23 protein-coding genes are annotated in these 24,057 nt (G+C 64.3%); 10 read left to right on the top strand and 13 right to left on the bottom strand.

Annotation, left to right across the window (positions count from 1 at the left end):
* Positions 1-87: 87 nt before the first annotated feature.
* The 5 genes from BM382_RS25975 to BM382_RS25955 all read right to left on the bottom strand — a co-directional run bounded on the left by BM382_RS25975 (position 88) and on the right by BM382_RS25955 (position 3,127).
* Positions 88-858: a fimbrial biogenesis chaperone gene (locus tag BM382_RS25975; protein WP_227454130.1), complete on the bottom strand. Its 771-nt coding sequence runs from the start codon at positions 856-858 to the stop codon at positions 88-90.
* Positions 859-925: 67 nt separating this feature from the next.
* A complete protein-coding gene (locus BM382_RS25970; RefSeq protein WP_072444551.1) occupies positions 926-1,426 on the bottom strand; it encodes a Csu type fimbrial protein in 501 nt (166 codons plus the stop codon).
* A 4-nt stretch (positions 1,427-1,430) separates the two neighbouring features.
* Entirely contained in the window at positions 1,431-1,967 is a 537-nt protein-coding gene (locus tag BM382_RS25965; RefSeq protein ID WP_015636327.1) for a Csu type fimbrial protein, read from the bottom strand.
* 20 nt (positions 1,968-1,987) lie between these two features.
* On the bottom strand, positions 1,988-2,524 hold the full coding sequence (locus BM382_RS25960; RefSeq protein ID WP_011062241.1) for a Csu type fimbrial protein: 537 nt from the start codon (positions 2,522-2,524) through the stop codon (positions 1,988-1,990).
* 102 nt (positions 2,525-2,626) lie between these two features.
* Positions 2,627-3,127 (bottom strand): Csu type fimbrial protein, encoded by a 501-nt coding sequence (locus BM382_RS25955; RefSeq protein WP_170866354.1) that lies wholly within the window; start codon positions 3,125-3,127, stop codon positions 2,627-2,629.
* Positions 3,128-3,367: 240 nt separating this feature from the next.
* Between BM382_RS25955 and zapE the strand changes: the two genes are divergently transcribed.
* From zapE to BM382_RS25935, 4 genes are all read left to right on the top strand, one after another.
* Positions 3,368-4,498, top strand: coding sequence for a cell division protein ZapE (zapE, locus tag BM382_RS25950; RefSeq protein WP_072444555.1), 1,131 nt, complete (start codon positions 3,368-3,370; stop codon positions 4,496-4,498).
* Positions 4,495-5,109, top strand: coding sequence for a hypothetical protein (locus tag BM382_RS25945; RefSeq protein WP_011062244.1), 615 nt, complete (start codon positions 4,495-4,497; stop codon positions 5,107-5,109). The genes zapE and BM382_RS25945 overlap by 4 nt, the downstream gene beginning before the upstream one ends.
* On the top strand, positions 5,096-5,464 hold the full coding sequence (locus BM382_RS25940) for a hypothetical protein (RefSeq protein WP_011062245.1): 369 nt from the start codon (positions 5,096-5,098) through the stop codon (positions 5,462-5,464). Before BM382_RS25945 ends, BM382_RS25940 begins: the two co-directional genes overlap by 14 nt.
* An 89-nt stretch (positions 5,465-5,553) precedes the next feature.
* Positions 5,554-6,867 (top strand): leucine-rich repeat-containing protein kinase family protein, encoded by a 1,314-nt coding sequence (locus BM382_RS25935; RefSeq protein WP_072444557.1) that lies wholly within the window; start codon positions 5,554-5,556, stop codon positions 6,865-6,867.
* 65 nt (positions 6,868-6,932) lie between these two features.
* Here BM382_RS25935 and BM382_RS25930 read toward each other — a convergent pair whose 3' ends face one another.
* The 3 genes from BM382_RS25930 to BM382_RS25920 form a co-directional block, all read right to left on the bottom strand.
* Entirely contained in the window at positions 6,933-7,637 is a 705-nt protein-coding gene (locus tag BM382_RS25930) for a YebC/PmpR family DNA-binding transcriptional regulator (protein ID WP_011062247.1), read from the bottom strand.
* A 108-nt stretch (positions 7,638-7,745) separates the two neighbouring features.
* Positions 7,746-9,137 carry an FAD-dependent oxidoreductase gene (locus BM382_RS25925; protein WP_072444559.1) on the bottom strand — a complete coding sequence of 464 codons (1,392 nt, stop codon included), beginning with the start codon at positions 9,135-9,137 and terminating at the stop codon, positions 7,746-7,748.
* Positions 9,138-9,235: 98 nt separating this feature from the next.
* Positions 9,236-10,561 carry an MFS transporter gene (locus tag BM382_RS25920; RefSeq protein ID WP_019095130.1) on the bottom strand — a complete coding sequence of 442 codons (1,326 nt, stop codon included), beginning with the start codon at positions 10,559-10,561 and terminating at the stop codon, positions 9,236-9,238.
* Positions 10,562-10,847: 286 nt separating this feature from the next.
* On the opposite strand from BM382_RS25920, the gene BM382_RS25915 reads away from it, so the two are divergent.
* A complete protein-coding gene (locus BM382_RS25915; RefSeq protein WP_011062250.1) occupies positions 10,848-11,735 on the top strand; it encodes a LysR substrate-binding domain-containing protein in 888 nt (295 codons plus the stop codon).
* A gap of 170 nt (positions 11,736-11,905) precedes the next feature.
* Here BM382_RS25915 and BM382_RS25910 read toward each other — a convergent pair whose 3' ends face one another.
* Positions 11,906-12,766 (bottom strand): LysR substrate-binding domain-containing protein, encoded by an 861-nt coding sequence (locus BM382_RS25910; protein WP_047337317.1) that lies wholly within the window; start codon positions 12,764-12,766, stop codon positions 11,906-11,908.
* Positions 12,767-12,876: 110 nt separating this feature from the next.
* Here BM382_RS25910 and BM382_RS25905 point away from each other — a divergent pair, with 110 nt between their 5' ends.
* The 3 genes from BM382_RS25905 (at position 12,877) to BM382_RS25895 (ending at position 15,672) form a co-directional block, all read left to right on the top strand.
* Positions 12,877-13,986: a 2-aminoethylphosphonate--pyruvate transaminase gene (locus BM382_RS25905; RefSeq protein WP_011062252.1), complete on the top strand. Its 1,110-nt coding sequence runs from the start codon at positions 12,877-12,879 to the stop codon at positions 13,984-13,986.
* A 102-nt stretch (positions 13,987-14,088) separates the two neighbouring features.
* Complete coding sequence (gene phnX / locus BM382_RS25900) at positions 14,089-14,916, top strand: phosphonoacetaldehyde hydrolase (protein WP_072444561.1); 828 nt, start codon at positions 14,089-14,091, stop codon at positions 14,914-14,916.
* A gap of 201 nt (positions 14,917-15,117) precedes the next feature.
* On the top strand, positions 15,118-15,672 hold the full coding sequence (locus BM382_RS25895) for a cytochrome b (RefSeq protein ID WP_011062254.1): 555 nt from the start codon (positions 15,118-15,120) through the stop codon (positions 15,670-15,672).
* On the opposite strand, the gene BM382_RS25890 is transcribed toward BM382_RS25895, so the two are convergent.
* The 4 genes from BM382_RS25890 to BM382_RS25875 form a co-directional block, all read right to left on the bottom strand.
* Positions 15,663-16,592: a 1-aminocyclopropane-1-carboxylate deaminase/D-cysteine desulfhydrase gene (locus BM382_RS25890; RefSeq protein WP_072444563.1), complete on the bottom strand. Its 930-nt coding sequence runs from the start codon at positions 16,590-16,592 to the stop codon at positions 15,663-15,665. The two genes, BM382_RS25895 and BM382_RS25890, sit on opposite strands and share 10 nt — an antisense overlap.
* A gap of 207 nt (positions 16,593-16,799) precedes the next feature.
* A complete protein-coding gene (locus BM382_RS25885) occupies positions 16,800-18,839 on the bottom strand; it encodes an NADPH-dependent 2,4-dienoyl-CoA reductase (protein WP_011062256.1) in 2,040 nt (679 codons plus the stop codon).
* Between the two features lie 159 nt (positions 18,840-18,998).
* Complete coding sequence (locus tag BM382_RS25880; protein WP_011062257.1) at positions 18,999-20,144, bottom strand: EstA family serine hydrolase; 1,146 nt, start codon at positions 20,142-20,144, stop codon at positions 18,999-19,001.
* Between the two features lie 148 nt (positions 20,145-20,292).
* Complete coding sequence (locus tag BM382_RS25875) at positions 20,293-21,360, bottom strand: fatty acid desaturase (protein ID WP_072444565.1); 1,068 nt, start codon at positions 21,358-21,360, stop codon at positions 20,293-20,295.
* 509 nt (positions 21,361-21,869) lie between these two features.
* On the opposite strand from BM382_RS25875, the gene BM382_RS25865 reads away from it, so the two are divergent.
* Positions 21,870-23,000: a carbon-nitrogen hydrolase family protein gene (locus BM382_RS25865; RefSeq protein ID WP_015636340.1), complete on the top strand. Its 1,131-nt coding sequence runs from the start codon at positions 21,870-21,872 to the stop codon at positions 22,998-23,000.
* 4 nt (positions 23,001-23,004) lie between these two features.
* Positions 23,005-24,045 (top strand): AraC family transcriptional regulator, encoded by a 1,041-nt coding sequence (locus tag BM382_RS25860; protein WP_072444567.1) that lies wholly within the window; start codon positions 23,005-23,007, stop codon positions 24,043-24,045.
* Positions 24,046-24,057: the final 12 nt, after the last annotated feature.

Genomic DNA, 24,057 nt, shown 5'->3' with positions numbered 1-24,057 from the left:
TCCCGGGGCGGATGCGCCACCGCGCTCACATCCGTCCGTACCTCTCCCCACCGGCCGTCCGAGTGGCGGCCGCGTTGCGCCCGAGGCTCAGTGCGTAGGCGCCAGGTCCTGTACCTGCGGTGCTCCATTGACCCGCAGTTGCAGGGTCGACTCGGCCGCCAGGGTTTCCGGCACCGGCCAGCGCATCACCGCCCCGGGCAACACATAGCCCAGCAGCCCAGGCGCCACGGGCCGGGCCTGCCCGCCCTGCTTGAAGGCCACATCGGTCAGGCGGGCGTGCACCGCACCCTGGTTGCGCAGCTCGAAAAACGTCTTGCCGTCCACTGCCACCTTGCGCCAGCTCAGGTCCGGCACGCCGGCGCCCTTGGGATCGCGTGGACGGGAGGTGTCTTCCTTGCTCCACAGCCCGGCGCCATAGGCGAACAAAGGCACCGAGTAGCGCATCTGGAAGCGGATCGCTGCCGCACTCTTGGCATCCCCTTCCGGGGTGATGGGCTTGGCCGAGGGAATCTCGTCGATGATGATCCGGTACGCCAGCTCTTGCCCCGGTGGCACCTCGCGGGTGCGGGTCAGGCGTACCAGTTGCTTCTGCCCCGGCTCGATCTTCGCCACCGGCGGGCTGCCGATGACATCGCGCTGGTTCTGGTACTGGTCGGCAAAGCCGCTCTGGCTCCAGGCAAACACCCGGATCTGCAGGTTGGCGGTCTCGGTACCGCGGTTCTCCAGCCACAGCGCGCTGGCCTGCTGATCGGCCTCCAGTACCGGGTCGATCGGCCAGATCAGCACCGAACTGGCGGCCTGGACCCTGGGTACAACCGCCAACAGCCCCGCCAGGATCAGATAACCGGTCCCCCGCATGCCCTGCAAAGGTAAATGCATACTGCTACTCCTTGTCCGCCTGCCGGCTGGTTATGAATGCGCCCCATCACCACGACAGCTGCACCTGCAGCACATCGCTGTACGTCCCCCCAGGCTGATTACCCGGCAACTGCACCTGCCCGTAGATCGGCAGGCTGATGTTATTGGCATCGCTGTAGGCCACGGCCACGCTCTGGCCTATCCCCAGGCTCTGGCTGTAGCCCGCATCGCGAAACAACTGATAGGCCACCTGCGCACTGCCGCTATCGAGCTGCATGTGCCGGCCGCTGCTGTTGTACTGGCCTCCGTCCACCGTCATGTTCAGGGTCACCCCCGGCGTGCACTGCAACTGCACGCCCCCGGTGAGCGCCACTCTGACCGTGCTGGTGGACAGCGCCGACTGGCTGCCGAAGGCCAGGCTGCCGTAGTTGCTGACGCCCCCCACCACCAGGCACCCGGCGGTGATGGTGGCGCTGACCTGGAAGCTCTGGCTGGTGGCCGCAGCGATCCACCCCGGCCAGGCACTCGCGCAGGCCAGGAGCAGCAGCGCACAAGCGTGGCTGGCCATGGCATCAGAAGGTCAGTTGCACGGACACCGTATCGGTGTAGGTGCCGGCCGGTAGCCCCGCCTTACCCACCGCCTGGCCATAGAGGTTCACGGTTTGCGCCACCCCGGTGCTTGGCGCCAGGTTGATCACGCCGTTGATCGCGACGATCTGCGAATGCCCGGAGTCGGTGTACAGGTCATAGGGCACATAGTTGGCCACCCCGTCGAACAGGGCCCGGGTGCCACCGGTGGACTTGCCGTCATTGGCGCCGCCCTGGATGGTCAGGGTCGGCGTGGTGCCGGTGGAGCAGAGGATCGACAGCGCGCCGCCACCGCCGCCCAGCACCTGGCCGGTGGCGGTGGTGAACAGGCTGTTGGTGGTGCCGAAGTTCAGGGCACCAAAGTTCAGCCCGGTGCTGCCGCCGACGCCGTTGACCTGGCAACTGCTGGTGAGGATCAGGGTCGAGCTGATCTGCCCGGTGACCGTGGTGGCGGCGTTGGCCGTTGAAGCCATGACCAGCCCCAACAGAGGCCAGCCGATTCTGGATACAAGCGCGTGCATGATGTGTGTCCTCTCATGGTTTACCAATCCAGCGTGATGGTCAGGGTGTCGGTGTAGAGCCCTGCCGGAACCGCGCGGGTATTCGCGACCACAGAGCCGAACACCGGGATGGGAATCCGTCTGCCGCTGCTCACTGCGAAATTGCGCTGCTGGCCGATGCTGTAGCTGTCGCTACCGGAAGCATCGACGAACAATCGATAGGGAATGGTCTGACGGCCATTGCTCAAGCGCCGGGTCGTACCGTCGCCGTTGAGGCCACCATTGATGGTCACGGTGAAGCCGGTGACCGAGGAGTTGCAGGCCACCTGCAGTTGGCCCTCGGCGCTGTTGGTGAGGCTGGCCTTGATCGGTGCGACCCAGGTCGGGCCCTGCTGGCCGAAGTTGAGCATGCCCGGGTCGCCGATCGGGCTGGCAGACGGATCGCCGCCGCTGCTGACCTGGCAGGCAGCGGTAATCACCAGGCGTGCCTGGATCTGCCCGCTGATTGCCGCCTGGGCGTCGTCCGCCAACAGGCACAACGAACCCAGGGCGACAATCGTCCAGGTCCTGCCTTTCATTGCAGCCATCCCAGTTCCATCAGGACTCCCACATGGGCCGTTCACCATGAACCGCCCTCCCTGCTCTGCCCCGTTACTGGTGGCAGCATCCATGCCCCGGCCCTACCAGGTCAGGGTCACTTTCAATACATCGGAATAACCGCCGGCCCGGGGGATCTCGGCCAAAGGTTCGATACGCCCGTACAAGGGCAGGTCCACCGTGCCGGAATCCGGCACCCGGCCACTGACCGGTACATTCACCGGCAGCGGAATCCGCCGGGCCGGGTCCTGGTAGAGGCGATAAGGAATGGGTTTGCCGGCCCGGGTGTTGCTGGCCAGGTAGCGCACTTCGCCGACGCCACCGTGCAGGCCGCCGTCGATGCGCATCTGATAGGGGGTATCGGGGTTGCATTCCAGGCGCGGCTGGCGGCTGCCCGGCAGTGCCGCCGACAAGGGCCCGGCCGGGCCGTCCAGGCGCGCGGTGCTGCCGAAGTCCAGGGTACCGAGCTGTTCGATCCCCGCTTCGCGCTGCTGGCCGACCAACTGGCAGCCACGCAGCACATCGACCCGGACCTGCACCTGCAAGTCCGCGGCCCCTGCTGTCGCGCTGAGCAATGCGCTCATCACTGCCACACCCTTATATCCATTCAAGGCCTCAATCCTTATGAGGAGCATTCGCTGAAGTCAGGTTAGCAACCCGCGGGGAAACCGCCAGTTAGCGTATTAATTGCTCACGGCATGAGCGCTGCGCCGGCACGGCTGCAGCCATGCCTTTTCGAGATGACTGGCCGGGGCATTTTCTATTGGTTAAATTGGCGCGCCGCTCTTAAGGTGAGCGGCCTGGAACCATCGGGGTAATCAACATTGGCCGCTTTACCGCCAAAACCTGCACAGACTCGATCTCCCTGGCGTCGCCTGTTCGCCAGGCCCGCCCGCCGCCCGAGCGCCGCTGGCGCGCTGATCCATGACTACTTTCGCCATAAGGCCCAGGACCTGGGCTACACCCTGAGCCATGGCCAGTTGCAGGTGATCGAGCGCATGGGGCAACTGGCCGACGCCCTGGAGCAGGCCACCCCGCAGGCGCCGAGCCTGTACCTGTATGGCGCCGTGGGGCGGGGCAAGAGCTGGCTGCTGGACGGCTTCTTCCGCGCCCTGCCCATCGCCGAGAAACAGCGCCTGCATTTCCATGACTTCTTCGCCCAACTGCACCAGGGCATGTTTCGCCACCAACAGCAGGCCGATGCCCTGGAAACCACCCTGGACGAGCTGCTCCGCCAGTGCCGGGTACTGTGTTTCGATGAGTTCCATGTCCACGACATCGGCGACGCCATGCTCATCACCCGGCTGTTCAAGGCCCTGTTCAAGCGCGGCATCGTGCTGCTGGTGACCTCCAACTACGCTCCCGAAGGCCTGCTGCCCAACCCGCTGTACCATGCCCGCTTCAAACCGGTGATCGAACTGATCAACGCGCGCATGCAGGTCATGGAAGTCGGCGGTGCCGAGGATTACCGGACCCACGCGCAAACCCACGAACAACAGGCCTTTACCCGGGGGCAGTATCTCTGGCCCGGCACCGCGGCCCAGCGCCAGGCGCTCAAGCTGCCCGAACGCCACGCCCCGGCAACGCTGCTGCAGGTCGGCAGCCGCCAGCCGACCACCCGCCAGCGCCAGCAGCGCAGCATCCGCTTCGAATTCAACGACCTGTGCCAGCAGCCCACGGCAGTCATGGACTACCTGGAACTGAGCCGCCAGTTCGACACCTGGATCATCGATGAACTGCCGCCATTGGCTGAGTGCTCGATCGCCGCCCAGCAGCGCTTCATCAACCTGATCGACGTGCTCTACGACCAGGACAAGCGCCTGCTGCTGATCGGCCAGCGCCCGCTGGCCGAAAGCCTGGGCGGCCACGCCATCGACCTGGCCCGCACCCGCAGCCGCCTCGGGCAATTGCAGGAAATCGGCCCCGAGCACCCGCTTGAGCAGGTAGCCACATGAGTTCGATCAGCTTTTGCGAGCTGGTGTGCCTGCACCTGCAAGATTCAACCCTCAAGCACTCCCGGCTATTTGGCCTGGAGAGTTTCTCGGCAGCCGAACTGGCGGCCAAAGGCTATGAGCGGGTCGGCGAGCCCCAGGACTTTCACCAGTATGAAAAAAGCTGCACGACCCGCTACCACCAGCGAACCCTGGAGGTGCTGTTCAAGTGCTACTTCCTTGACCGGCAACAGGTCGGCAGTGGCTTCAACCTGGCCCCCGGGGCCCGCCTGACGTCCGTGCTCAAGTACAGGAAACGCCTTGCAGCCCAGCAAAACCTGCCCCCTTCACAGTTGGCGTTCCATTTCTCGGACGACAAGCAGGAAGGCGCGGTGATTCTGGATGACCGGCACGTCATGCGTTTCAACCAATGGAGCCGCCAGGGCGCCTACCTGCTTGCAACCCTGGAGAGCGACTTCGACCTGGAAAGCCCGCTGGGCAGAGCCGCCACCGGATCGGTAAAAAATACCCTGGAGCACCACAGCCTGGAGTCGATGCTGGCTGAAGCCGGGAACTCCAGGCACCCCGCGGCATTTCGCCGGCTGGCTGGAGCACTGCAAGATGCAAGCATTTGACCGCCAAGAGATTTACCGACTGGCAGAGGCACTCTTGCGCGCCATTGAACATGCCCAGCCAACAGCATTGGCGGCAGTTGGCGTGAGCCCGGCCATTTATGCAGAAATCCTCGAAGAGCTGGACAGCTCGGGAGAACAGGCCAGGGACCTGGCCCTTGCGCCTTATGATCGGGCATTCCAGCCGGACCGCAGCGGCCGGGTCGCCCTGGACCTTTACCCGCTGGGCACCGAGCCATCGACCATGAGAGTGGCCTGCCAGCTGTGGTCCAAAGGCCGCAAGACCGACCTGACCCTGATTGCCGACTACGTTCAAGGAGCGGGCGCGTTGGCCTTCAGGCTGCTGGAAACCCAATAGCCCCCATCCCATGGCCGCTCAGGCAGCAAAAACCGTCGAACTGCTTTATTCTGCCCGCCTTTTTCTTCTTTCGAGTGTTGACGCTGTTCATGGATACCCTTGCCCAACTGCGGGCTGGCCAACTGGCCGGCATCAAGCGCCTGGACCTGTCCTGCGGGCTGACCGAGTTCCCCCGGGAAATCTTCGATCTGGCCGACTCCCTGGAGATCCTCAACCTCAGTGGCAACGCCCTGAGCAGCCTGCCCGAGGACCTGCACCGGCTCACTCGCCTGCGCATCCTGTTCTGCTCGGACAACCGGTTCAGTGAAGTACCGGCCTGCCTCGGCCAATGCCTGCAACTGAGCATGATCGGCTTCAAGGCCAACCGCATCGAGCGGGTGCCGGCCGCCGCCCTGCCACCGCAACTGCGCTGGCTGATCCTCACCGATAACCGCATCGCTGAGCTGCCGGAAGAACTGGGCCAGCGCCCGCTGCTGCAAAAACTCATGCTCGCCGGCAACCGCCTGACCCGCCTGCCCGAAAGCCTGGGCCAGTGCCACCGCCTGGAACTGCTGCGGATTGCCGCCAACCGCCTGACCGAGCTGCCGCCGTTCCTCCTGGCCCTGCCGCGCCTGACCTGGCTGGCCTACGCCGGCAATCCGCTGGAGTCGGAAGCCGACGCCACGGCGCTGGCATCCACGCCAAGCATCCCCTGGAGCGAACTGACCCTGGAACAGCGCCTGGGCGAAGGCGCCTCGGGGGTGATTCACCAGGCGCAGTGGCAGCCCGCCGGGCAACCGCCGCGAGCGGTGGCGGTCAAGCTGTACAAGGGCGAGATGACCAGCGACGGCTCGCCGCTGCATGAAATGAACGCCTGTATCAGCGCCGGGCTGCACCCGAACCTGATCCGCGTCGAAGGCCGCATCCTCGACCACCCCCAAGGCCAGAACGGCCTGGTGATGCAGTTGATCGACAAAAGTTTTGCCAACCTTGCAGCGCTGCCCAGCCTGGATTCCTGCTCCCGGGATATCTACCCGGACGACGCCCGCTTCAACGCCGACGTAACCCTGGGCATTGCCCGCGGCATCGCCTCGGTGGGCGCGCACCTGCACGCCCAGGGCATCACCCATGGCGACCTCTATGGCCACAACTCCTTGTGGAACGCCCAAGGCGACTGCCTGCTGGGGGATTTTGGCGCAGCGTCCTTCCATGCCCAGGACGACACCGTGCAAAGCCGGGCGCTGCAACGCTTGGAAGTGCGGGCCTTCGGTATCTTGCTGGAGGAATTGCTGGAGCGCGGGGATGGCTCGCTGAGCCTGGAGCAGCGGCAGAAACTGGCGGCGCTGGTGCAGCGCTGCTGCCAGCCGGAGGTACTGGCGCGACCGGGCTTTACCCAGGTCTGCGAGGAATTGGCGGGGCTTTAAAACAGCTTCGCCGGCCAGCCGGCTCCTACAAAGGTATGCAGGAGCGGGCTGGCCGGCGAATCGCCTTAGCCTGCCAGGCCGACGAACATGTCCTGCACGTCGTCATGGTTGTCCAGGCCTTCGAGGAACGCCTCGACTTCAGCCATCTGCTCATCGCTCAGGCCGCTGACCGGGTTCTTCGGCTGGTAGCCAAGCTTGGCCGAAAGCACGGTGAAACCTTGCTCGGGCAGGGCTTTCTGTACCGCATCCAGGTCCGCAGGCTCGGTCAGGAACAGAGTCGCGCCCTCTTCGCCCGGCTCGAAGTCCTGGGCACCGGCCTCGATGGCGGCCAGTTCCGGATCGGCGTCGGGGCTGTCCGGCGAGGCCTCGATCATGCCCACGTGGTTGAAATCCCAGGACACCGAACCCGAAGCGCCCAGTTGGCCCTTGCGGAACGCCACGCGGATTTCCGCCACGGTACGGTTGATGTTGTCGGTCACGCATTCAACGATCAGGGGTACCTGGTGCGGGGCAAAACCTTCGTAGGTCACGCGGTGGTACTGCACGGTCTCGCCCAGCTGGCCCGAGCCTTTCTTGATGGCACGCTCCAGGGTCTCGCGGGGCATCGAAGCCTTTTTCGCCTGTTCCACCACCAGCCGCAGGTGGGCGTTGGTGGCGGTGTCGGCGCCGTTACGTGCGGCGATGGTGATCTCTTTGACCAGCTTGCCGAAAATCTTGCCCTTGGCATTGGCTGCCGCTTCTTTGTGTTTAACCTTCCACTGTGCGCCCATTACTCACTCTCTTGATCTATGGCGTCGAGTTGGATTTGGCCGACGCGATGGGCAAGTTTATACGTCCTCAAGGCCCTGATCGACCAAAAAGTCAGTGGCTGGCAGGCTTCAGCCCTTGTCGGCCTTGCCGGCCGCCGCAGCGAAACGCGCCAGGCGCACATCCAGGTGCCGCGGCCGGCGCCCGTGGTCCTCGGCCCGTTCCTTGCGGCGGATGGCGTTGCGCACCACCAGCGAACCCAGGTAGCGGATCGGCTCCGGCGGGAAGTAGCCCAGGGGGCCATTGACCAGCGGCGAGCGAGTCCAGGGGTTGTCCAGCCCCTGCACCAGGGAGGCGAGGATCTGCCCGCCCATATGGCAGGGGCCGACGCCGCTGCCGGAATACCCGAAACCGTAGAACACATTGCCCGCGCGGCTCATCTGGCCGAAGAACGGCAAGCCGGTCACCGAGCGATCCGACGGGCCATTCCAGGTGGCCGCCACCGGCACGTCGGCAAAGGCCGGGAAGAACTGCCCCAGGCTGCGCTTGAGCAAGCCGGCGTAGGGCGACGGCTGGTCGAACACCGGCAGCATCCGCCCGCCGTAGGCGAAGGTGTTGCCGCCCTTGCCGAGCATGATCCGACCGTCCGGGGTGTTGTGGTAGTAGTGCACGAAGATCCGCGAATCCAGCACCGTCACGCCGCTGGTCAGGCCGATCTGCTGCAGCAGTTGGGGCCGCGGCTCGGTGATCAGCATGTCGCTGGAAACAATCGCCACGCTGCGCTCGAATTGCGGGAAGGCCCGGGCCATCCAGGCATTCATCGCCAGTACCACGCGCTCGGCGCGGATCTGCCCCAGGGGCGTGCGCAACAGCGCCGGGCGCCCCTCCTCCAGCCCGGTCATGGCGGTGTTCTCATGAATCCTCACGCCCAGTTGCAGGGCCACCCGGCGCAGCCCGCGCACCAGCAGGCCCGGCTGTACGCTGGCCGCCGCCGGCGAATACCAGCCCTCCAGATGCTGGCTGGAACCGGCCATGCGCTGCACGTCGGCCAGGGGTCGCTTGTCGAAGGAGTTGATGCCGCGGCGCTCCAGCGCAGCGATCACGCCATCGGTGGAGCCGACCTGGGCCGGGTTGGTGGCCGTGTACAAAGTGCCGTCGAGGCGGTACTGGGCATCCACCCCGTAGCGCTCGCAGAAGGCGCCGATGGCATAGATGCTCTGCTCGGATTCCTTGACCAGGCGCACGGCCTCCTCGATACCGAACAGCCGCTCCAGGGTGAAGTACTTGGCCGACCAGGACAGCGCACAGCCGCCGTTGCGCCCACTGGCACCGGCGCCGCAGATATCCGCCTCGAGCAGCAGCACGTCCAGCCCGGGGTTCTGCTCCTTGAGCATGATGGCGGTCCACAGCCCGGTGTAGCCGCCGCCGACAATCGCCACCTGGCAGGTGGTATCGCCCGACAGTGGCGGGCACGCCGGTGAGGGTTGCTGTTGCAGGGCCTGTTCCAGCCAGAAAGGTCGCATGGTGAGTCTCCAGGTAAAAAACGGCGAGTGGGTTCGCTGGCAAGCCTGCCCCTACAAGCCTTCGTAGGAGCCGGTTTGCCGGCGAAGAGGCCCGAAAGTCAGGTACGCAGCGGTTTGATCAGCAAAGGTCCATTGGGAACGAGTGCGCGCACCGGCTCGAGCCCTTGGGGCCGGCTGTTCCAGTACGGCACCAGCACCAGGGCCGAGACCAGGGCGCAGGCGGCAAACACGATGAACACCGTGACCGTGTCGAAGTAACCCGGCAGCAGGCCACCCAGCACCGCGCCCACCGAGCCGCAGCCATTGACGAAACCGGCTGCGGTGGCCCCGGCCTTGGCCGAGCCGAAGTCGATGGCTGCAGCGCCACAGATCATCGAGTCCGGCCCATACAGGGTCAGGCCCATGAAAAACAGCAGGGCCATCACCAGCACGACGCTGCCGGTATGCAGAGCGCCCATGAACAGCGCCAGGGACAGGGTCAGCGCCAGCAGGCTGATGACACAGGCCGGCATGCGCCGGGCGCCGAACAGCTTGTCCGAGGCCAGGCCGATCATCACCGGCCCCAACAGCCCGGCCAGCTCGAAGCTGGTGGGCACGATCGCCGCCCCCACCTTGCCCACCGAGGGCATCTGTTCGTAGACGATCACCGGCCCCCACAGCAGGATCGCGTAGCGCGCCGGCTTGAGCAGGAAGTACGACAGCCCGAGGATCAGCACCGTGCGGTTGCGCAGGATCTCGCGCAGCGGTTCCCAGACGCTCATGCGCCGTTCGGCGGCGTCTTCTTCGGCGCTCTGCGGGGGCAATGGCTCCACGGCGGGCAGGCCCACGTCCTCCGGGGTATTGCGCTGGAAGATGAAGAACAGCACCGCGGTCAGGCCCACCACCACCGCACTGGAAATGAACGCCGCGTGCCAGGTGCCGATCAGCGTATAGGCCCACCAGCCGGCAAAGGGCGAGGCCACCAGGCCGCCGAAGGCGTAGCAGGAACTCCACAGCCCCAGCACCCTGCCGCGCTGCCCGGCGGGAAAGAAACTGCCGATGTTCTTGCACAGCCCCGACCAGCCCGTGGACTGCGCCAGCCCCTGGACCAGCATGCAGGTGGCGAACACCGGCAAGGTGGCGAAGCTGCCCATCACCAGCGCCGCAGCGGCGGAAATCAGCAAACCTCCCAGCACCACCACCCGCGGGCCGAAGCGGTCGGCGAAGATGCCCCAGGTGAACTGCCCCACGGCGTAGGCCGCCAGGTAGATGGCGTCGAGGTTGGCCATGGCCATCTTGTCGAGGGTGAAGTCGGGATCGTCGGCGATCCCGAGCTTGGCGACGGAAAAGGCTTTGCGGGTGAAGTAGAACGCCGCGTAGGCGATCCAGGTGATGGCGAAAATCTGCACGCGCCAACGTTTGATGGTGCCGATCTGCTTGTTCATTGTGGTTCTGACCTCAGGGTGAGTGTGCCGGCAGGATGCGAAGCAAACGCCTGTGTTTTTTATTCTTGAGCACTGCAGCAGGGCCCTCGCGGCGGGCGCTGCTGGTCAGATGAGTCCTGTTGCCGGCCCGTTTCGGGGACCGAAGCTGCACGCACAGGCCTCAGGGCCCGGTGCCGGTCGACCGACCGGTCACTGGGCCTGCAGGGATGGAAGCAATTACTGACTAATAAATGAAATCGATTTATCGTATTTCAAATATAAGCTCAGCTTGTAAGAGGTTTGGCCCATGTCGGTTTCCCACGCCCAATTGAAAGCCTTCCACGCCGTGGCGGTGCACGGCAGCTTCACCCGGGCGGCCGAACGCCTGTACCTGACGCAGCCGGCGATTTCCGACCAGGTGCGCAAGCTCGAAGAGCGCTTCGGGGTGCTGTTGTTTCATCGCAACAAGCGCTCGGTGCGCCTGACCGACCTGGGCGAGCGCCTGCTGGCCATCACCCAGCGCCTGTTCGTGGTGGAAGCCGAAGCCAAGGAGCTGCTGCAGGAGTCCCGGGCCTTGCAGACCGGCAGCCTGGTACTGGCGGTGGATGCCCCGGTGCATGTGCTGCCGCAGATCGCCCGGTTCTGCGAGCTGTACCCCGGGATCAATGTGAAGATCGAAACCGGCAACACCGATGAATCGCTGCTGCGCCTGTTCAATTACCAGGCCGACCTGGCTCTGCTGGGGCGGGCCGTGGACGACGAGCGCCTGCTGTCTCTGACCCTGCGCAACGACCCGATGGTGGCGTTCGTCTCCCGTCACCACCCCTGGGCCGGCCGCCAGTCCATCTGCCTCGCCGACCTGGACGACACGCCCCTGGTGCTGCGGGAGGTCGGCTCGGTAACCCGCCAGACCCTGGAAGAGGAAATGAACCGCGCCGGCCTGCGCATCCGCCCGACCATCCAGGTGGAAGGTCGCGAAGCCGCGCGCGAAGCGGTGGTGGTGGGCATTGGCGTGGGGGTGGTCTCGGCGGCGGAGTTCGGCGCCGACGCCCGGGTCTGCGCCCTGCCGATCGTCGACTGCCAGCGGCGCCTGACCGAAACCCTGGTGTGCCTGCGCGAACAGAGTTCGCGACGGATCGTCGCCACCTTCCTCGACCTGGTACGCGAAAGCCTGGCCTCCCCCACCGCCCTGTAGGAACCAGCTTGCCGGCGAAGGTGATCTCCAGGCACCACTACCGTAGGAGCCGGCTTGCCGGCGAAAGCGATCCCCCAGACACCGCTACCGCAGGAGCCTGGCTTGTCGGCGAAGGCGATCTTTCGGGCCTCTTCGCTGGCAAGCCAGCTCCTTCAAGAGTGGAGGTGGGCTCAGGCTGGAGCCAGGGCGAAAAACGCCTGGATCAGGCGCAGGTCCCGGCGCCGCTCGATGCAGCCGATCATGTGCCGGTTGACCAGCCCCGCACCGCGGATCGGCACCGTGCGCACCCGCGGGTCGTGGCCAACCTCCACCGAACTGACAATGCCCACCCCCAGGTGCGCCGCCACCGCCTCGGTCACCGCTTCGCGGCTGTCCAGCTCCAGCAGCACCCGGGGCTGGACCCGGGCCAGCCCACAGGCCTCATCGAACGTCCGGCGGGTGATCGAACCCGGTTCGCGCAGCACCATGATCACCTGGTCCAACTGCTCGATGGCGACGCCCTCGGCCAGTTCCAGCCACGGGTGCCCATCGGGCACCAGGGCACAGATCCGCGACTCGCCCAGGCTTTGCAGATGCAGGCCCTTGCGCGGCTCGACCTCGGTCAGCACCGCCACGTCGGCATGCTCGGACAACAGCGCCGCCAGGGTTTCCTGGGCATTGCCCAGGCGCAGGTTGACCGTCACCCCCGGGTAGCGCGCCCGCAGGCTGGCCAGCATCGGCATGACCAGATGGGGGCCGTCCGCTGCCACTTCCAGGCGCCCGGTGAGCAATTGCCGGTTGGCCTCGAGCATGGCCTGGGCCTCTTCCGCCAGGCCGAACATGGCCCGGGTAATGGCCGCCAGCTTGATGCCCTCTTCGGTCAGTTCCACCCGGCGCGCAGTGCGCCGCAGCAAGGTGATCTGGTAATGCTCTTCCAGGGCCTTGATATGCCCGGTGACCGCCGGCTGGCTGATGAACAACCGTCCGGCGGCCCGGGTAAAGCTGCCTTCCCGGGCCACGGCGTCGAATGCGCGGAGTTGAAACAGGTTCATAGCTATCGGCCTCACTGATGGCTGGCATAACAACAAACAATTTGATTGATGACAAGGCAAACTGCAATTTAGTCCCCGTAGCGTCATCCCCACCTTTTCGAGGACACAGCATGAGCATCGCCGAGCCAATCCTGCTTACCCCCGGCCCCCTGACCACCTCCGCCCGCACCCGCCAGGCAATGCTGGTGGACTGGGGTTCGTGGGATGACCGCTTCAACCAGCTGACCGCCAGCCTGTGCCAACAGCTGCTGGCCATCATCCAGGGCGCCGACAGCCATCACTGCGTGCCCCTGCAAGGCAGTGGCACCTTCGCCGTGGAAGCGGCCATCGGCACCCTGGTGCCCCGCGACGGCAAGGTCCTGGTGCTGATCAACGGTGCCTACGGCAAGCGCCTGGCGAAGATCTGCGAAGTGCTCGGCCGGGATTTCAGCACCTTCGAAACCGCCGAGGACCAACCCACCACGGCCGCGGATGTCGAGCGCCTGCTCCAGGCCGACAGCAGCATCAGCCACGTGGCGCTGATCCACTGCGAAACCAGCACCGGCATCCTCAACCCGCTGCCGGAAATCGCCCAGGTGGTGGCCAGCCATGGCAAGCGCCTGATCATCGACGCCATGAGTTCCTTCGGCGCGCTACCCATCGATGCCCGGGAAATCCCCTTCGATGCGCTGATCGCCGCCTCAGGCAAATGCCTGGAAGGCGTGCCCGGCATGGGCTTTGTCTTCGCTGCCAAGGCCTCCCTGGCCCAGGCCGGCGGCAATGCCCATTCCCTGGCCATGGACCTGCACGACCAGCACAGCTACATGGCCAAGACCGGCCAGTGGCGCTTCACCCCGCCGACCCACGTGGTCGCCGCGCTGCACGAAGCCCTGCTGCAATACGCCGAGGAAGGTGGCCTGCCGGCGCGCCACGCCCGCTACGCCGACAACTGCCAGACACTGCTCGACGGCATGGGCGAGCTGGGCCTGCGCAGTTTTCTGCCGGAAGCGATCCAGGCACCGATCATCGTCACCTTCCACGCCCCGAAAGATCCCCGCTACCAGTTCAAGGATTTCTACGAGCGGGTCAAGGCCAAGGGTTTCATCCTCTACCCGGGCAAGCTGACCCAGGTCGAAACCTTCCGCGTGGGCTGCATCGGCCATGTCGACCGCCGCGGCATGCAGGCTGCCGTCGCCGCCATCGCCGAAGTGCTGCAAGAGATGGAAGTCCTCGATATCTGACTCCCCACCGAGCCTGTAGGAGCGAGCTTGCTCGCGAATCAGGCGACGCGATACCGAACCTTTTTTCGCGAGCAAGCTCGCTCCTACACAGGCATCGAAACCATGAACTACAGCAACCCTTCTCAGCTGCAAGCGGCGATCCTCGACTGGGCCGGCACCGTGGTCGACTTCGGCTCCTTTGCCCCGACCCAGATCTTTGTCGAAGCCTTCGCCGAGTTCGATGTGCAGGTGTCCATCGAAGAAGCCCGCGGCCCCATGGGCATGGGCAAGTGGGACCACATCCGCACCTTGTGCGACCTGCCGGAGGTGGCCGAGCGCTATCGCAAGGTCTTCGGCCGCACCCCGACTGACGCCGATGTGACCGCTATCTACGAACGCTTCATGCCGTTGCAGATCGAGAAGATCGCCGAGCACTCGGCGCTGATCCCCGGCGCCCTGGAGGTGATCGCCAAGCTGCGTGGACAGGGGATCAAGATCGGCTCCTGCTCCGGCTACCCCAAGCAGGTGATGGACAAGGTGGTAGCCCTGGCCGCCACCAACGGCTACACCGCCGACCACGTGGTGGCCACCGACGAAGTGCCCAACGGCCGCCCATGGCCAGCCCAGGCCCTGGCCAACGTGATCGCCCTGGGCATCGACGACGTGGCCGCCTGCGTGAAGATCGACGACACCGTACCGGGCATTCTCGAAGGCCGCCGCGCCGGCATGTGGACCGTGGCGCTGACCTGCTCGGGCAATGCCCTGGGCCTGACCTACGAAAGCTACCGGGCCCTGGCCAGCGACACCCTGGCCAGCGAGCGCAAGCGCATCCACAAGCTGTTCGAGGCTTCGCGCCCGCACTACCTGATCGACACCATCGCCGACCTGCCCCAGGTGATCGCCGACATCAACCAGCGCCTGGCCCGGGGGGAAATGCCCCAGGGCAACTGATTCAGGCACGGGGCAACATTAAAAAACGGCGGTGCCTTCGGGGCCGCCGTTTTTTCATACCCGCCCACCGCCCCGGCGCTGCACAGGGGGGCGATAAAAGCCGCTACAGCTCCAGGCAGACCGGCATAAAGCGGATTACAGTTAAAGCACTCCGTCGCTCAAGAACGGAGGCTTCAGACCTGATGACCGAGGATGTCCCGTATGCCCTGGAAAAACACTGAGTCTCGCTACAGCACCATGACGATCGCCCTGCACTGGTTGATGCTGGTGCTACTGGCCGTGGTTTACGCCTGTATCGAATTTCGCGGCATCTTCCCCAAAGGCAGCGGTGGTCGCACGCTGATTGTCGAAGCCCACTTCATGCTCGGCCTCACAGTGTTTGCGCTGGTCTGGCTGCGCCTGTTCGCTCGTGCCCAGGGCGTAGCGCCGAAGATCCTGCCCACCCCGCCCCACTGGCAACGGCTGCTGTCGACCCTGATGCACTGGGCGCTGTACCTGTTCATGATCGCCATGCCGATCCTCGGCTGGCTGACCACCAGCGCCAAGGGCCATCAGGTGATGTTCTACGGCCTCGACCTGCCGCTGCTGCTGGCCGAGAACAAGCCACTGGCCAAGCAGCTCCAGGGCTGGCACGAACTGCTGGGTACGGTCGGCTACTGGCTGATCGGGCTGCACGCCCTGGCCGGGCTCTACCACCACTACGTGATGCGCGACAACACTCTGCAACGCATGTGGCGCAAGCGCGGTCAGGCCTGAGCCAACAGCCCGCGACGGCCCTGCAGGCCGCCGGTATGCACAAAGATCAACTGGCAACCCGGGGCGAAACGCCCGGCCTGGACCTGTTCCTGCAAAGCCAGCAGGGCCTTGCCGGTGTACAAGGGTTCAAGCGGTAGAGCGCATTGTTGTTCTGTGAGCCGGATAAACCCGCTTAACACTTCATCGACCTTGGCAAAACCGCCGCGGCTGCTGTCCAGCAGTTGATAACCGCCGCGGCCCTGCCCGGCCTCTTGCAAGATCCCCTCGACCTGCTGCGCCACCCCGTGATCCTCGGGAACCGCCAGGGCGCCGTAGACCGGATGCGCTCCGGCCTCCGCCAGCACCAGCCCGGCCAGGGTAGTGCCCGTGCCGGCGGCCAGCCACCAGCCGTGGTAGTCGCTCCAGCCCAGGCTCGGCAACTGCCGCCGCACCTGATCGCGCAGGGTCATGCAGCCCGCTGCGCCGGCCAGGCCACCGCCGCCTTCGGGCACCGGGTACAACTCCGGATACCGGGCCTGCCAGGGCGTCCAGAAACCCGCCTCGTGGCGCGCGCGATAACCGCCATAGCCCAGCCAGTGCAGGCGCATGCCGAAGGCTTGCAGGTCGAGCACCGTCGGTGTGTCCTGTGGATGGCCACGCAACAGACCCACGGTGGGAAAGGCAAAACGCCGGCCAGCAGCGGCCAGCGCATGCAGATGATTGGAATGGGCGCCCCCCAGGCTGATGATGCCGTGGGCACCGGCGGTACGTGCCGCCGCCAGGTGTTCGGTCAGCTTGAACCACTTGTTGCCGCTGATCAGCGGGTCGATCAGGTCCAGGCGCAGCACCGCCACCTCGACCCCGGCCCGCGACAGCCAGTCCAGCTCCAGCCGTTGCAGTGGGGCGTGGGGTAACCAGTCGAAGGAGTCGGGGAAGGACATCGGCAGCGGGGGTTCGGGGAAGAAGCTGCGCAGTCTATCAGCTCCAGGCCCAGGCTCATCCTTGTAGCCGCTGCCGCAGGCTGCGAGCGGGTTCGCAGAACCCGCAAGACAGGCAACCGCGCTCGCTGGTTGCAGCGCGATTGCCCGCTGGGCGAGTCCTGCGGCCTCGTGCCCAGCCTACGGCAGCGGCTACAGGACGGCAGGCCGTTACAGCTCGGCCGCCAGACGCGAACCCTGGTTGATGGCGCGCTTGGCGTCCAGTTCGGCGGCCACATCGGCACCACCGATCAGGTGCACGTTCTGCCCTGCCGCCACCAGGCCGTCCTGCAGTTCGCGCAGCGGATCCTGGCCGGCACAGATGACGATGTTGTCCACCGGCAGCACCTGGGGTTCGCCGGCCTCACCGATACGGATATGCAAGCCGGCATCGTCGATCTTCAGGTACTCGACGCTGTTGAGCATCTGCACCTGCTTGTTCTTCAGACCGGTGCGATGGATCCAGCCGGTGGTCTTGCCCAGGCCGTCGCCGACCTTGGTCTTCTTGCGCTGCAAGAGGAACACCTGCCGTGCTGGTGCATGGGGCTCGGGCTTGATCCCGGCCACGCCGCCACGGGCCTGGAGCTGGGTGTCGATGCCCCATTCCTTCCAGAACGCCTGGCGATCCTGGCTGGTGGCCACACCCTGGTGCACGAGGAATTCGGAAACATCGAAACCGATGCCGCCGGCACCGATCACCGCCACGCTCTTGCCCACCGGCTTGCGCTCCAGCAGCACGTCCAGGTAACTGAGGACCTTGGCGTGCTCCACCCCGGGAATCGCCGGCACGCGAGGGGCGATGCCGGTGGCCAGGATGATTTCGTCAAAGCCGCCGGCCACCAGTTGCTGCACATCGACGCGGGTGTTGAGGCACAGCTCGACATGGCTGGTCTGCAACTTGCGCTTGAAGTAGCGCAGGGTCTCGAAGAACTCTTCCTTGCCCGGCACTCGCTTGGCGATGTTGAACTGGCCGCCGATCTCGCTGGCGGAATCGAACAGGGTCACCTGATGCCCACGCTCGGCAGCCACGGTAGCGGCGGACAGGCCCGCCGGGCCGGCACCGACCACGGCGATCTTCTTGATCTGCTTGACCGGCAGGTAGTTCAGCTCGGTCTCGTGGCAGGCGCGCGGGTTGACCAGGCAACTGGTGAGCTTGCCGCCGAAGGTGTGGTCCAGGCACGCCTGGTTGCAGCCGATGCAGGTATTGATTTCGTCGGCGCGGCCTTCGGCGGCCTTGTTGACGAAGTCCGGGTCGGCCAGGAATGGCCGCGCCATGGAGACCATGTCGGCATCGCCCTCGGCGAGGATCTGCTCGGCGACTTCCGGGGTGTTGATGCGGTTGGTGGTGATCAGCGGAATGCTCACCGAACCCCGCAGCTTGGCCGTCACCTTGCTGAATGCGGCACGCGGCACCTTGGTGGCGATGGTGGGGATCCGCGCTTCGTGCCAGCCGATCCCGGTGTTGATCAGGGTGGCGCCGGCCTGCTCGATGGCCTGGGCCAGTTGCACGATCTCTTCCCAGGTGCTGCCGCCTTCCACCAGGTCGAGCATCGACAGGCGGAAGATGATGATGAAGTTCGGGCCCACCGCCTCACGTACCCGACGGACGATTTCCACCGGCAGGCGCATGCGGTTTTCATAGCTGCCGCCCCAACGATCGGTGCGGTGGTTGGTGTGGGCGGCCAGGAACTGGTTAATGAAATAACCTTCCGAGCCCATGATCTCGACACCGTCGTACTCGGCCTTCTGGGCCAGGGTCGAGCAGGTGACGAAATCGCGGATCTGCTTCTCGATGCCTTCCTCGTCCAGCTCCTTTGGCTTGAACGGGTTGATCGGTGCCTGGATGGCGCTGGGAGCCACCTGCTTGGGGCTGTAGGCATAACGCCCGGCATGAAGGATCTGCATGCAGATCTTGCCGCCGGCCTCGTGCACCGCCCGGGTCACGATCTGGTGCTTGAGTGCCTCTTCTTCGGTGGTCAGCTTGGCGGCGCCGGAATACACCCCGCCCTCATCATTGGGGCCGATGCCGCCGGTGACCATCAGGCCCACGCCGCCCCGGGCACGCTCGGCAAAGTACGCCGCCATGCGCTCGAAGCCGCCGGGCTTTTCTTCCAGACCGGTGTGCATCGACCCCATCAGGGTACGGTTGCGCAGGGTGGTGAAACCCAGGTCGAGGGGGGCCAGCAAATGCGGGTAAGGTGCTCCAGCCATGGTGTCACTCCAGATCGGGCAATCACGGAAAAATGCGGAAGCTCTGCGGCTTCCATCAGTAGTGCTGCACAGACTAAGAGCAGAACATCGGGCACTCAATGACCGTAACTGACAACTTAATGATCAGAACGCACACCCTTTTACCATCCCCCCTTCCTATTAAAGTGCCGCGTAGGCCAGCGCGGCCAGTTGCTGCGGGCGGGGATCGATCATGGTGTGCCGGCCCGAGGTGGTGGTGACAAAGCCGAAGCTCACCTCGCGTTCGGGGTCGGCAAAACTGATCGGGCCGCCCAGGCCGATATGACCGAAAGTCTCGGGCCCCATGCCGAGGGAGGCAGCCGGATCGGCCGGTTGCTCCATCATGCAGCCCAGGCCATAGCGCATGGGGCGTCGCCAGATGCGATCCATGTCATTGCTGTGCTCACGGGTGAACTCACTCAACAGGTCGGGCCCGATCAGGCGGCCCCCCAGCAATGCGCTGTAAAAGCCGGCCAGGCCATGGGCGGTGCTGTGGCCGTTGACCCCCGGCTGCCGATAGGCCCACCAGCGGGGGTCGCAGGTGCGCCGGGGGACCATGCCCGGGTTGGTAAAGGCCAGGGTCGCGACATGCTCCGGCTCGGCAATGATCACCTTGCGCAGGTCCTCCGAGTAGTAGTCGCCCACCCGCCCCTCGGCGGCATCGAAATGCGCGATACGCTCAAAATCCTGTTCCTCGACCCCCAGGTAAACCTCCAGGTCATGGGGCCGGGTGATCCGCTCGTGGATGAAGGTGCAAGGCTCTCGACCGTCGACCCGGCGAATCAACTCACCGATGACCCAGCCAAAGATAGTGGTGGCATACCCCAACCCGGTTCCTGGCTGCCACCACAATGGCTCGGCAGCCAGGATCTCAACCATGTGCTCCCAGTCATACATCATGGCGTTGTGATTGGGCCCGCGCAGCGCCGGTATGCCGGAGGTGTGGGTCATGACCTGGCGCACGGTGACCCGCCCCTTGCCGCCCTGGGCAAACTCGGGCCAGTAGCGGGCCACCGGCGCGTCGAGCTCCAGCTTGCCCTCCTCCACCAGCATCAGGGCAGCCACTGCGGCCAAGGGCTTGATGGTGCAGAAGGTATTGGCCAGGGTGCCGTGGTGCCACGGCTTGTTGCCCTCCAGGTCCGCCACGCCGGCCCACAGGTCGACCACGGTCTGGCCGCCGACCTGCACACAGAGCCCGGCGCCGCGCTCCTGGGGATCATCGAACATTGCCTCGAAGGCGTGCAGCACGGCTTCGAAACCCTTCGCACATGTTCCTTGCGCTTCCATTCTCAAAACTCCCATCCATCGTCATGCCGCCCTGGCGAGAGTCGGCCAGGGTCAGCATGAGTTAAAAACCGAAACCAAGAGGCCGGTTGCATTCGTCAACGGCAATGCAAACCTGTGATAACAAGAGCAATAGAGGTGCAAAAGATCTTCAGCCTCTGGACTGAAAGTGGACCGTATCCAACTTGAAACGATTTGCCCGCTTGTAGGTACCGAAGTCATTGAAACGAACTCCGGCCTTCCCCATGACTTCATGGGCATAGGGCGCCGTCATCTGTCGAAGATAAAAAGGATCTTTCACGACAAAATGGTGAATACTGTGAGTACTGCCAAAGTTGAAACAGAACAACTGGAACGGCCACAACAGCCAATGGTTCATTACTTGGGTTTGCTGTAGAGCATTGCGTGGCGCAACATCACCATAATAATGCATATTGGAACTGATGAAATACAGGCAGAACTGTCGAATCATATTCGGCGCAACAACAATGACCACTACACAATCAATCACGTTCATCACTTGCAGCACTAACGGCGAACTTGGTGGCGGCACTCCTGCCAGGCCGCCCAGCCAGGTAGACAAGTGATAACCCAGGAACACATACCAGCTGCCCCAGTACAGGAGCCCGAAAGGGGTATTGAGGCGAATGATCCTGGCCAGCAGTTTCATTTTCTGCCGCCAGCCCGGCGCGCAGACCGCATTTACAAAGCCGAACAGGAAGCCATCCATCAGCTTCAGCAGCCTGAGAATGCCCCAGGGGTTGCCGCTGGTGGTGATCCAGGCCTCGACATCGGTGGCGGTTCCGGATTCCTTGTGATGATGAAAGTGCAGGCCGCGCCTGAGCCAGGGGCTGGGCATTCCCGGGCGCGTCAGCCAGCACAGCAGCATCATGAAGTTATGGGCCAGAGGCTGTTTCCGGAAATACAGACGGTGAATCAGGTCATGTTCAAGTTCATGAATGATCGAGGTCGACAGCGCGTTTACCAAGATGCACAACCACGCGGGCATGATGCCCTTCACATACAACACACCAGTCACCACCATAACTGTCACCGAAACAGCCATGGCACTTGCACCCAGGGCGTTCTGATAGTTCAGGACAGGATAGCGTCTGCGTAGTTCGTTACCATGCTCGGTAATTTGGCGGGTGACTTCTTCGATCTTTTGCTGGTCAGTTACGGAGCGACCGCAATCAAGTTCCTTTTCTATGGAGTTCATCACTTCATCCTTTGAAGAAAATGAGTGGAGGCGAACTTCAATAGAAAGACATACTTCGATAGCAAAACAACCAATTGGGCCGAAACGGCGGCTACAACTGATAAGTGGCCCCCTGGACCGCTGGTTTTTTTAACAACTGTTATGAATGACCCAGCAGTCCACTTTGGAACTATTAGTTAGCCACTACTGAGCCTCTTCGGATAAGTCCCGAAGAACTTTCAAGATTGCTTCATTGTCGAACAACCCATCAACCTGCAAAACCTCAAACTTCAACGAAAGTAGGGGCAACTGCACTAAACCTGACGCGCTCGACGCAGGCCCGCAGCACCCTGCCAGCCCTCTCTCCCCTGAGGCGACATCGCAGGCGCAGCCCAGGGAAAAGCCCGAAACGCCACGGAAAATGACCCATTTCATGCAAAAAAACGCTCTAACACACTGTTTTCCTGTACCTTTGGCCCAAATATCCGAGAAATGTCACGATCCAGCACACGGCCGCTGACTGTTTTCCCATGCGCAAACTTCTCTACATCACCCTCACCCTGGCCCTGCTTGCCGCCATCACCAGCTACGCCATCTGGACCCGTGATCGTCCAGGGGCGCACTACCTGTCGGACCTGCGTATCCAGCTCGCGGTGGACCAGGGTGTGCCTGCCGACCACGGCAACCTGCTGGCAATCCAGCCCGAGCTGTTCCCCACCGACTACCAGAGCATCGAGCGCCTGCATCGCAAGCTTGCGGCCTACATGCAGCAAGCCCGTGACAAGGGCCTGGTCAATGACAAGACCATCGTCGTGCTGCCCGAGCATGTCGGCACCTGGCTGATGGTCAGTGGTGAAAAGAATGAGCTGTATCAGGCCACCTCTCTGAAAGAGGCAATGAACTGGCTGGCGGTGAGCAACCCGCTGCCGTTTCTCAAGGCGCTGATCAGCGCCAGGGGTGACAGCCGCCTGGACGATGCGTACCTGCGCATGAAGGCCAAGAGGATGGCTCGGGACTATCAGTCGCTGTTCGGCGGCCTGGCCAAGGAGTTTCATGTGACCCTGGTGGCCGGCAGCATCATTCTTCCAGAACCCAGTGTCAGCCAGGGCAACCTGCAGATCGGCAGCGGCGCCCTGTACAACAGCAGCCTGGTGTTTGGCAGCGATGGCCTGCCCATGGGCCAGCCCCAGCGGCAGATCTACCCGACCTACGCCGAAAGCGGCTACGTGAAGGGCGATGCCGACAAAGCGCTGGAGGTTATCGACACCCCGGCCGGGCGCCTCGGTGTGCTGATCGGCAGCGACAGCTGGTACCCCGACAACTACCGCAAGCTCAATGACCAGCACGCCCAACTGGTGGCGGTCCCGGCCTTTGTCATGGGCCGTGATGGCTGGGACAAACCCTGGCGCGGATACAAGAGTATCGCCACCCCCAGCGAAGTCAGCCTCAAGCCCGAGGAAGTCAGCGAGGGTGAGGCCTGGCATCGCCTGACACTGACTGCGCGCGCACCCAGCAGCCTGGCCAGCGCCGGGGTCAGCGTGTTCCTGCGCGGCCAGTTCTGGGACCAACGCAGCAGTGGCCAGAGTTTCATCAACAGCAACGGCCAGACCTTTGCCGACGATGGCAACCGCGGCGCTCGCCTGCTGAACATCTGGTTGTAGGCCAATGAAAACCCCACCGATGCGCCTGGGCGACTTGTCGGTGGGCTTCGTCCATAGCCTGGTGGACGCGGTCCTCAGCTACGGGCAGGACCCCACCCCCCTGCTGGAACAGTACGCCCTGGACGCCGCGCGCCTGGCCGAAGCCGGAGCGCGGCTGTCAATCCCGCGCTACATGCGCCTGGGCCACGGGGCGATCCAGCTGACCGGAGACCCGGCCCTGGGCTTGCGCATGGGCCGCCTGAGCCGGCTGAGCCAGGCCGGCCTGGCCGGAGTGACCGCAGCCCAGGCCCCCACCGTGCGCGAAGCCGCCCGCTGCCTGACCCGCTTCGAAGCTCTGTATGGCTCCAACTATCGCGGCCAGTCGAGCTTTCACGAGGATGCCAGCGGCGCCTGGCTGTGCTTCTACTCCATCAGCCCGTACAACGCCTACAACCGCTTCGTGGTGGACTCGATCATCTCCGGCTGGCTGCAGCAGTTGTCCAGCGTCGCCGACCAGGCGATCCACGCCGAACAGATCGATATCGAATTCCAGCGCCCGGACTACCACGAGGCCTATGCGGTACTCGGCCCCACGCCTATCCAGTTCGGCGCCGAACAGAACCAGCTGCGCCTGAGCCAGGCCAGCCTGGGCCTGCGCAACCCGCAGCATTGCCCGAGCACCTGGCGGCATCTGGTGCAGTTGTGCGAGAGAGAACTGGAACAACTGACCCGCACCCGCAGCCTGCGCGAACGCATCATTCAGATGCTGGGGCCGTTGCTCAATGGCGGCCGCGAGCCGGACCTGGAAGAAGTGGCGATGCGCCTGAAGCTGCCGACCTGGACCCTGCGGCGCAAGCTGGCGGAAGAAGGGACGCAGTTCCGGGCGATTCTCAATGACACCCGCCGTGACCTGGCCATGACCTACATTCGCGATACTGAACTGGCGTTCGGGGAGATTGCCTATCTGCTGGGCTTTGCCTCAGCCGAGGCGTTTCAACGGGCCTTCAAGCGCTGGAATGGCCAGACCCCCGGGGATTTTCGCCGCAGCCACCGACAATTCGGCTAGAGAAACGGTAAA

This window comes from Pseudomonas sp. NFPP25 (assembly GCF_900116505.1).
Taxonomy (GTDB): Bacteria; Pseudomonadota; Gammaproteobacteria; order Pseudomonadales; family Pseudomonadaceae; genus Aquipseudomonas; species Aquipseudomonas protegens.
This window is presented reverse-complemented; position numbering and strand designations above follow the sequence as displayed.

Excerpts from the sequence above, each read along its gene's own strand:
- BM382_RS25920 (WP_019095130.1), bottom strand. The coding sequence starts at position 10,561 with ATGAACAAGCAGATCGGCACCATCAAACGTTGGCGCGTGCAGATTTTC.
- BM382_RS25975 (WP_227454130.1), bottom strand. The coding sequence starts at position 858 with ATGCGGGGGACCGGTTATCTGATCCTGGCGGGGCTGTTGGCGGTTGTA.
- BM382_RS25935 (WP_072444557.1), top strand. The coding sequence starts at position 5,554 with ATGGATACCCTTGCCCAACTGCGGGCTGGCCAACTGGCCGGCATCAAG.
- BM382_RS25880 (WP_011062257.1), bottom strand. The coding sequence starts at position 20,144 with ATGGAAGCGCAAGGAACATGTGCGAAGGGTTTCGAAGCCGTGCTGCAC.
- BM382_RS25885 (WP_011062256.1), bottom strand. The coding sequence starts at position 18,839 with ATGGCTGGAGCACCTTACCCGCATTTGCTGGCCCCCCTCGACCTGGGT.
- BM382_RS25895 (WP_011062254.1), top strand. The coding sequence starts at position 15,118 with ATGCCCTGGAAAAACACTGAGTCTCGCTACAGCACCATGACGATCGCC.
- BM382_RS25860 (WP_072444567.1), top strand. The coding sequence starts at position 23,005 with ATGAAAACCCCACCGATGCGCCTGGGCGACTTGTCGGTGGGCTTCGTC.
- BM382_RS25905 (WP_011062252.1), top strand. The coding sequence starts at position 12,877 with ATGAGCATCGCCGAGCCAATCCTGCTTACCCCCGGCCCCCTGACCACC.
- BM382_RS25925 (WP_072444559.1), bottom strand. The coding sequence starts at position 9,137 with ATGCGACCTTTCTGGCTGGAACAGGCCCTGCAACAGCAACCCTCACCG.
- BM382_RS25865 (WP_015636340.1), top strand. The coding sequence starts at position 21,870 with ATGCGCAAACTTCTCTACATCACCCTCACCCTGGCCCTGCTTGCCGCC.
- BM382_RS25960 (WP_011062241.1), bottom strand. The coding sequence starts at position 2,524 with ATGAAAGGCAGGACCTGGACGATTGTCGCCCTGGGTTCGTTGTGCCTG.
- BM382_RS25955 (WP_170866354.1), bottom strand. The coding sequence starts at position 3,127 with ATGAGCGCATTGCTCAGCGCGACAGCAGGGGCCGCGGACTTGCAGGTG.
- BM382_RS25945 (WP_011062244.1), top strand. The coding sequence starts at position 4,495 with ATGAGTTCGATCAGCTTTTGCGAGCTGGTGTGCCTGCACCTGCAAGAT.
- phnX (WP_072444561.1), top strand. The coding sequence starts at position 14,089 with ATGAACTACAGCAACCCTTCTCAGCTGCAAGCGGCGATCCTCGACTGG.
- BM382_RS25940 (WP_011062245.1), top strand. The coding sequence starts at position 5,096 with ATGCAAGCATTTGACCGCCAAGAGATTTACCGACTGGCAGAGGCACTC.
- BM382_RS25930 (WP_011062247.1), bottom strand. The coding sequence starts at position 7,637 with ATGGGCGCACAGTGGAAGGTTAAACACAAAGAAGCGGCAGCCAATGCC.
- BM382_RS25915 (WP_011062250.1), top strand. The coding sequence starts at position 10,848 with ATGTCGGTTTCCCACGCCCAATTGAAAGCCTTCCACGCCGTGGCGGTG.
- BM382_RS25970 (WP_072444551.1), bottom strand. The coding sequence starts at position 1,426 with ATGGCCAGCCACGCTTGTGCGCTGCTGCTCCTGGCCTGCGCGAGTGCC.
- BM382_RS25890 (WP_072444563.1), bottom strand. The coding sequence starts at position 16,592 with ATGTCCTTCCCCGACTCCTTCGACTGGTTACCCCACGCCCCACTGCAA.
- BM382_RS25965 (WP_015636327.1), bottom strand. The coding sequence starts at position 1,967 with ATGCACGCGCTTGTATCCAGAATCGGCTGGCCTCTGTTGGGGCTGGTC.
- BM382_RS25910 (WP_047337317.1), bottom strand. The coding sequence starts at position 12,766 with ATGAACCTGTTTCAACTCCGCGCATTCGACGCCGTGGCCCGGGAAGGC.
- BM382_RS25875 (WP_072444565.1), bottom strand. The coding sequence starts at position 21,360 with ATGAACTCCATAGAAAAGGAACTTGATTGCGGTCGCTCCGTAACTGAC.